At 41.5% G+C, this 7,807-nt stretch carries 5 protein-coding genes and 2 rRNA genes; 4 read left to right on the top strand and 3 right to left on the bottom strand.

The annotated features are described in order from the left end of the window. Positions 1-80: 80 nt before the first annotated feature. Entirely contained in the window at positions 81-1,601 is a 1,521-nt protein-coding gene (locus ABE34_RS12245; protein ID WP_197142851.1) for a succinate CoA transferase, read from the bottom strand. Positions 1,602-1,883: 282 nt separating this feature from the next. On the opposite strand from ABE34_RS12245, the gene chrR reads away from it, so the two are divergent. From chrR to ABE34_RS12265, 4 genes are all read left to right on the top strand, one after another. Then, on the top strand, positions 1,884-2,615 hold the full coding sequence (gene chrR / locus ABE34_RS12250; RefSeq protein ID WP_079564026.1) for a class II chromate reductase ChrR: 732 nt from the start codon (positions 1,884-1,886) through the stop codon (positions 2,613-2,615). Between the two features lie 140 nt (positions 2,616-2,755). Further along, entirely contained in the window at positions 2,756-3,226 is a 471-nt protein-coding gene (locus ABE34_RS12255) for a peptide-methionine (S)-S-oxide reductase (RefSeq protein WP_197142852.1), read from the top strand. A 161-nt stretch (positions 3,227-3,387) separates the two neighbouring features. Continuing rightward, complete coding sequence (locus ABE34_RS12260; RefSeq protein ID WP_430982164.1) at positions 3,388-3,741, top strand: DUF4279 domain-containing protein; 354 nt, start codon at positions 3,388-3,390, stop codon at positions 3,739-3,741. A gap of 255 nt (positions 3,742-3,996) precedes the next feature. Next, positions 3,997-4,875, top strand: a complete 879-nt coding sequence (locus ABE34_RS12265; protein ID WP_241747257.1) for a helix-turn-helix transcriptional regulator — start codon at positions 3,997-3,999, stop codon at positions 4,873-4,875. A gap of 275 nt (positions 4,876-5,150) precedes the next feature. Here the strand turns inward: ABE34_RS12265 and rrf are convergent. Then, a 5S ribosomal RNA gene (rrf, locus tag ABE34_RS12270) occupies positions 5,151-5,266 on the bottom strand. 64 nt (positions 5,267-5,330) lie between these two features. Further along, positions 5,331-7,807, bottom strand: a 23S ribosomal RNA gene (locus tag ABE34_RS12275); the annotation flags it as partial.

Consider the following 7,807-nt stretch of genomic DNA (forward strand, 5'->3'; position numbering starts at 1 on the left):
CGAGCTTTTGGGATTACGTTATTAAAAATGAAAAGCCTTGAAGGAACAAATCAACTGTCCTTCAAGGCTTTTTCAATTAATTATTTCGATAAAGCTGGGTTCTTCATCGTACCATTTTTTGCGTAATTCACATGCCATGAGAGCGCTTTTTCTAAAATATGTGGCGTATGATGTCCACCTGTTGCTTCATTGGCATCATTAAAATACTTCCATAACTGCTCACGATATTCCGGGTGTGCACAGTTATCGATAATAAGTCCAACCCTCTCTTTTGGAGCAAGCCCACGTAAGTCTGCTACTCCCTGCTCTGTTACGATGACGTCTACATCATGCTCTGTATGGTCTACATGCGACACCATTGGAACGATACTAGAAATATTTCCACCTTTCGCGTAAGACTTTGTTACAAAAATACCCAATCGTGCATTACGCGCAAAGTCTCCAGAACCGCCGATTCCATTCATCATTTTTGTGCCAGAAACATGTGTAGAATTCACATTCCCGTAAATATCTACTTCTAATGCCGTATTAACAGAAATCAACCCGAGTCGGCGAATAATTTCTGGTTGGTTAGAAATCTCTTGCGGACGTAATACTAGTTTATCTGTATAGTTTTCAAAATTACCATAAACTCTATTTCCAACTTCCTCGGAAAGTGTAATTGAAGTAGCAGATGCGAAATTTACCTTTCCGGCATCAATTAATTCGAATACTGCGTCTTGCAATACTTCTGAATATACTTCTAAGTTCTCAAACTCAGAATCTTTAAAACCTAATAAAACGGCATTTGCTACTGAGCCTACACCCGATTGAATAGGTCTTAAGCTTGTTGTTAAACGCCCTACTTTAATTTCTTCACGTAGGAAATTTAATAAATGATTAGCCATAATATCTGTCTCTTCATCCGCAGGAACAATCGTTGATGGCGCATCTAAAATATCGGAAATTACAATGCCTTTTACTTTATTTAAATCTAGTGGTATACCAATTGTGCCAAGCCGATCGGATACATTTTGCAATGGAATTGGATCACGTTGCCCTTGTAGTCCTGGTACAAAAATATCATGGACACCTTCTAATTCATCAAGCTGAGCTACGTTCAACTCAATAATTATTTGGTCTGCCTCTTGCACAAAAATCGGAGAGTTACCAACTGAAGTTGTAGGAATTAGTAAGCCGTCTTCTGTAATAGCAGCTGCTTCAATAATCGCAAAGTCAATGGGACCGATAATCCCTTGACGTACTAGCTCCGCATTATGTGATAGATGCGCATCAACGAATGTGATGTCACCACTGTTGATTTTGTTACGAATGCCGGCATCTGCTTGAAAAGGCCCACGTTTACGAATAACGCCAGCTTCTGCTAAGTATTGGTCGACTTCTGGGCCTAGTGATGCACCTGTATATACATCTACCTTGAAGTTCTCCTTTTTAGCTTTCTCCACAAGCGCAAGTGGTACCACTTTTACGTCACCAGCACGAGTAAATCCACTCATCCCAAGTACCATACCATCCTTAATCCAAGACGCTGCTTCATCTGCTGTTACTACCTTGCTCCGTAGCTGTTCATTACGAAGCTTTTTCGCCAACTTTTCTTCCATCCTTATTCCTCCATCCCACTTTATTATGCTCAACTAGATCACCCGGTTTATTCCTATTGGCACCTTCATCCATTTATTAGAAATCCAACCAAATAAACCGCCCACATATAAGTTTAAACTATTCAGAATTTTTAATCTATAACTAACAAAATATTTTATTTTACGAGAAATTTTATGCATTCGCAAATTATTTAAAAATAATTTCAACATCGAAAAAATTCGATTTTGACGAAAAAGCGTGATATGCTCTTGATAGATTAAAGGGAAAAGGAGATTTTTTTAATGGTTAAAGAATTATTACGTAACCACTCTTCGGTTCGTATTTATGATGGAAATCCGATTTCAAAGGAAATTATTGAAGAATTAATTGCTACTGCACAAATGGCTGCTACATCACATTTTGTGCAAGCTTATAGTGTCATTTGGGTAACTGATGAGGAGAAAAAAGAAAAACTAGGGTTACTCTCAGGTAATCCTCGTCAATACGAAACTTCTGGCGGTGCCTTTGTCTTCTGTGTAGATTTCAAACGTCTTCAATCAGCAGGCAAATTAGAAGGTGTAGACATCGTCGCTGATTCCGCAGAAAATGTACTTGTTGGAGTGGCCGATGTATCATTATTCGCGCAAAACTTTGTTGTGGCTGCAGAATCTATGGGATATGGAATTTGTTACATCGGAGGAGTGCGTAATAAGCTAGAGGAAATAAGCGAATTATTCAATCTACCTGACTATGTTTTCCCACTATTCGGCTTAACAATCGGGGTTCCTGCACGTCGCAATGAAGTAAAACCTCGTTTACCTGTCGCAGCAGTATTACATGAAAATGAATACAATACAGAAAAATATGAGGAGCTTTTACCAGCGTACAACGACACAATGGAAGCATACTATAATAATCGCTCATCCAATCGAAAAATTGATAACTGGACAAAGCAAATGGCTGATTTCTTAATTGAACAGCGCCGTCCTCATATTAAAGATTTCTTAGCGAAAAAGGGTTTTAATTGGAAATAATCTCATCAACAAACTATGTGAAGTTACTATCGCATGATAGTAACTTCACTTTTTTCATACAGTTTTCTTTGGCTTCTAAAAGCTATGAAAAATCAAAGGGATTAAATCAATGGACTTTTTAAACAAAGAGGAGAGTCAATATGGAAGTAGTATATTTTGCAGGTGGCTGTTTATGGGGAGTACAAGCTTTTATAAAAACTTTACCTGGAGTTAAGTTTACGGAAGCAGGAAGAGCTAATGGAACAAGTCATACACTTGAGGGTGTTTATGATGGGTACGCCGAATGTGTAAAAACAGGATTTGATCCGACAGTTGTAACAATCAGTGAATTAATGGGATATTTTTTTGAAATCATTGATCCATACAGCTTAAATAAGCAAGGACAGGATGTTGGCGAGAAATACAGAACAGGAGTATATAGTGAAAAGCCTGAACACTTAAAAGAGGCGAAGGCGTTTCTTAGTGAGAGAAATGATTACAACCTTATAGTTGTTGAAGTATTACCTCTTACAAACTATATAAGAAGTGCAGAAGAACATCAAGATAGGTTAGCTAGATGTCCAGATGATTATTGTCATATTCCAGAAGAGATATTAAATAGGTATAAGTAAGGGAGATTATTAAAAGATAGTTTATGGGATTTAATCATTTTCAACGATTGGGCGCGATGGTTTAATAAATGTCTCGGTTCTTCTTGAATTAACAGTGCAGAATAGAAGGATGATATAATAAAAAAATGGCAATCGGTACTATATGGAAGAGGAGATTGAAATTGGACAAAACTCAAGTAATGGTTTATTTCAGCTTGTTTGGAGATGAGTTTTCAATAGATGATGTAACGGAAAAGTTAGGAGTAACACCTACTGAAACTTATAAAAAAGGTGATTTAATTCCAAACCGTTCAACTGTTCGTTATAGAAAAGAGACAAGTTGGGATTTAGGAACAGGTGATCAGGAATCGCTTGATGTAAATAACCAACTCCAACAAATTATAGATAAACTACAAAATAAGGCGTTAATTATTAACGAAATAAAAGAGGCTTACACCTTGGAGTGTAAATTCTCTATCGTCGTTACAGTAGAAGAGGGATATACCCTGCTTTATATCTGGATAAAAACATCATAAAGTTTGCTGCAAACATTGAAGCTGAATTTGATGTAGATTTGTACGCTAATCCTTAGGAAAGTGATTTTAGCTACTAAGAGATACAAGTTTTATTGAACTAAAGAAGGAATTTGATTTTACAGCCCCCCTTTTGGGATTAGATTGCAAAATCAATTTTATACTATTCATCCAATTATAGAAAAAGAAGTAAGATAGCAATTAATATCAAAAAACAAAATGATATATCCTCTAAACTTAGGAAGTGAGGTGAGCAATTTGTATAGCAAAGTGACTCAAGATGTAATTTATTCTTTAGAAGATTGTTTATTAGATGAATGGCAGTTAGATGATTATGCATCATATATTGGCTATTCAAAATTTCATTTATCACGTATTTTCAAACAAGAAACTGGATTGACGATAAGTGAATATATTCGAAAACGAAGACTGGCAATAGCAGCAATGTATTTATTATATTCAGATGAATCGATAATTCAAATTGCGTTTGAGTTACGTTATCAATCACAAGAAGCATTCACACGTTCTTTTAAAGAGCTATATAAAATGACACCTGGCAAATATCGCAAGATCATGCGAACACTTCAAGGGATGGAGGAAAAAAACATGAGTGATTTAACGACAATTAAAGGCTGGATCTTAAGTGGTTCACACCCAACTTTTTACGGAATGAAAACGGATGGACAAATATTTCATACAGGCATGAAATCAGGTTTACTATCTTCGAAAACAGATGTAGGTGAAGGGCAATTCGGGACAATGATGCAAAGTTTTTCAGCAGAGAATTGGTTAGGAAAACGTATAAAACTTTCTTGTTTCTTAAAAACAGATGAAGTTGTAAAGTGTGGAGCTTGGTGTCGCGTAGATAATAGTACAGGTGACGTGATTCAGTTTGATAATATGGATAATAGACCTATTCAGGGTACAACGGACTGGAACTTCTATTCGATTGTATTAGATGTACCAAAAGAAAGCGCTTCAATTCACTTCGGTATTCTATTAATAGGAACAGGTAAAGTGTGGGTTGATGGATTTAAGTTTGAAGAAGTAGATTTATCTGTTACATCAACAAATATGCTTGGTCAAGAAAAAACCTTGCCATTAGAGCCGATAAATTTAGGATTTGATGAAGGGTGATTATTCATAGTTATTAATTCATTGTTTTCACTCTATCCTGAAATGCTACAATACTAAGGATTTTTGAAACTGACAATACCCTAAAAAGTTAATGCTAAGCCTAAAAAATGACTTGGAGAAAAAGAGATTTGTCTTGTTAACCCATTACTATATTACAGGAAAAGAAAGCATTTTTTTCTTACGATAAGTCTCTATTAATTGGCAGGAATCATATGTTTGACTAAAAAAATCGCAAAAAAAAAAAGCCGAGGAATAAATCCTCGGCTTTTTCAGGTGCCTAGCGACGTCCTACTCTCACAGGGGGAAGCCCCCAACTACCATCGGCGCTAAAGAGCTTAACTTCCGTGTTCGGTATGGGAACGGGTGTGACCTCTTTGCCATCATCACTAGACATATAAAAGAATTAATTATTCTTTCAAAACTGGATAAACGGTGCATTGAATGTTTCAAACATTTTGGTTAAGTCCTCGATCGATTAGTATTCGTCAGCTCCATGTGTCACCACACTTCCACCTCGAACCTATCTACCTCATCGTCTTTGAGGGATCTTACTTACTTGCGTAATGGGAAATCTCATCTTGAGGGGGGCTTCATGCTTAGATGCTTTCAGCACTTATCCCGTCCACACATAGCTACCCAGCGATGCCTTTGGCAAGACAACTGGTACACCAGCGGTGTGTCCATCCCGGTCCTCTCGTACTAAGGACAGCTCCTCTCAAATTTCCTACGCCCACGACGGATAGGGACCGAACTGTCTCACGACGTTCTGAACCCAGCTCGCGTACCGCTTTAATGGGCGAACAGCCCAACCCTTGGGACCGACTACAGCCCCAGGATGCGATGAGCCGACATCGAGGTGCCAAACCTCCCCGTCGATGTGGACTCTTGGGGGAGATAAGCCTGTTATCCCCGGGGTAGCTTTTATCCGTTGAGCGATGGCCCTTCCATGCGGAACCACCGGATCACTAAGCCCGTCTTTCGACCCTGCTCGACTTGTAGGTCTCGCAGTCAAGCTCCCTTGTGCCTTTACACTCTACGAATGATTTCCAACCATTCTGAGGGAACCTTTGGGCGCCTCCGTTACCTTTTAGGAGGCGACCGCCCCAGTCAAACTGTCCGCCTGACACTGTCTCCTGCCCCGCTAAGGGGCATGGGTTAGAATTTCAATACAACCAGGGTAGTATCCCACCGACGCCTCCTTCGAAGCTGGCGCTCCGAGATCTCTGGCTCCTACCTATCCTGTACAAGTTGTACCAAAATTCAATATCAGGCTACAGTAAAGCTCCACGGGGTCTTTCCGTCCTGTCGCGGGTAACCTGCATCTTCACAGGTACTATAATTTCACCGAGTCTCTCGTTGAGACAGTGCCCAGATCGTTACGCCTTTCGTGCGGGTCGGAACTTACCCGACAAGGAATTTCGCTACCTTAGGACCGTTATAGTTACGGCCGCCGTTTACTGGGGCTTCAATTCGCAGCTTCGCTTGCGCTAACCACTCCTCTTAACCTTCCAGCACCGGGCAGGCGTCAGCCCCTATACGTCACCTTACGGTTTTGCAGAGACCTGTGTTTTTGCTAAACAGTCGCCTGGGCCTATTCACTGCGGCTCTCATGCGCTTGCACGCTCAAGAGCACCCCTTCTCCCGAAGTTACGGGGTCATTTTGCCGAGTTCCTTAACGAGAGTTCTCTCGCACACCTTAGGATTCTCTCCTCGACTACCTGTGTCGGTTTGCGGTACGGGCACCTCTCACCTCGATAGAGGCTTTTCTTGGCAGTGTGAAATCAGGAACTTCGTCCATACGGACTCGCCATCACAGCTCAACGTTACAGTGTGCGGATTTGCCTACACACACGCCTTACTGCTTGGACGCGCATAACCAACAGCGCGCTTACCCTATCCTACTGCGTCCCCCCATTTCTCAAACGGTGAGGAGGTGGTACAGGAATATCAACCTGTTGTCCATCGCCTACGCCTATCGGCCTCGGCTTAGGTCCCGACTAACCCTGAGCGGACGAGCCTTCCTCAGGAAACCTTAGTCATACGGTGGACGGGATTCTCACCCGTCTTTCGCTACTCATACCGGCATTCTCACTTCTAAGCGCTCCACCAGTCCTTCCGATCTGACTTCAACGCACTTAGAACGCTCTCCTACCACTGACATCGTAGATGTCAATCCACAGCTTCGGTGAATCGTTTAGCCCCGATACATTTTCGGCGCAGCGTCACTCGACCAGTGAGCTATTACGCACTCTTTAAATGATGGCTGCTTCTAAGCCAACATCCTGGTTGTCTGTGCAACGCCACATCCTTTTCCACTTAACGATTACTTTGGGACCTTAGCTGGTGGTCTGGGCTGTTTCCCTTTTGACTACGGATCTTATCACTCGCAGTCTGACTCCCGTGTATAAATATCTGGCATTCGGAGTTTGTCTGAATTCGGTAAACCGGGATGGCCCCCTAGTCCAAACAGTGCTCTACCTCCAGTATTCTCATCACGAGGCTAGCCCTAAAGCTATTTCGGAGAGAACCAGCTATCTCCAAGTTCGATTGGAATTTCTCCGCTACCCACACCTCATCCCCGCACTTTTCAACGTGCGTGGGTTCGGGCCTCCAGTAAGTGTTACCTCACCTTCACCCTGGACATGGGTAGATCACCTGGTTTCGGGTCTACGACCACGTACTAATTCGCCCTATTCAGACTCGCTTTCGCTGCGGCTCCGCCTTCTAAAGCTTAACCTCGCACGTAATCGTAACTCGCCGGTTCATTCTACAAAAGGCACGCTATCACCCATTAACGGGCTCTAACTACTTGTAGGCACACGGTTTCAGGATCTCTTTCACTCCCCTTCCGGGGTGCTTTTCACCTTTCCCTCACGGTACTGGTTCACTATCGGTCACTAGGTAGTATTTAGCCTTGGGAGATGGTCCTCCC

The sequence above is a fragment of the Lysinibacillus sphaericus genome, from assembly GCF_015844675.1.
In the GTDB taxonomy this organism is placed as follows: domain Bacteria; phylum Bacillota; class Bacilli; order Bacillales_A; family Planococcaceae; genus Lysinibacillus; species Lysinibacillus sphaericus_E.

Coding starts and splice junctions, on each gene's coding strand:
- ABE34_RS12245 (WP_197142851.1), bottom strand. CDS start 1,601: ATGGAAGAAAAGTTGGCGAAAAAGCTTCGTAATGAACAGCTACGGAGC.
- chrR (WP_079564026.1), top strand. CDS start 1,884: ATGGTTAAAGAATTATTACGTAACCACTCTTCGGTTCGTATTTATGAT.
- ABE34_RS12255 (WP_197142852.1), top strand. CDS start 2,756: ATGGAAGTAGTATATTTTGCAGGTGGCTGTTTATGGGGAGTACAAGCT.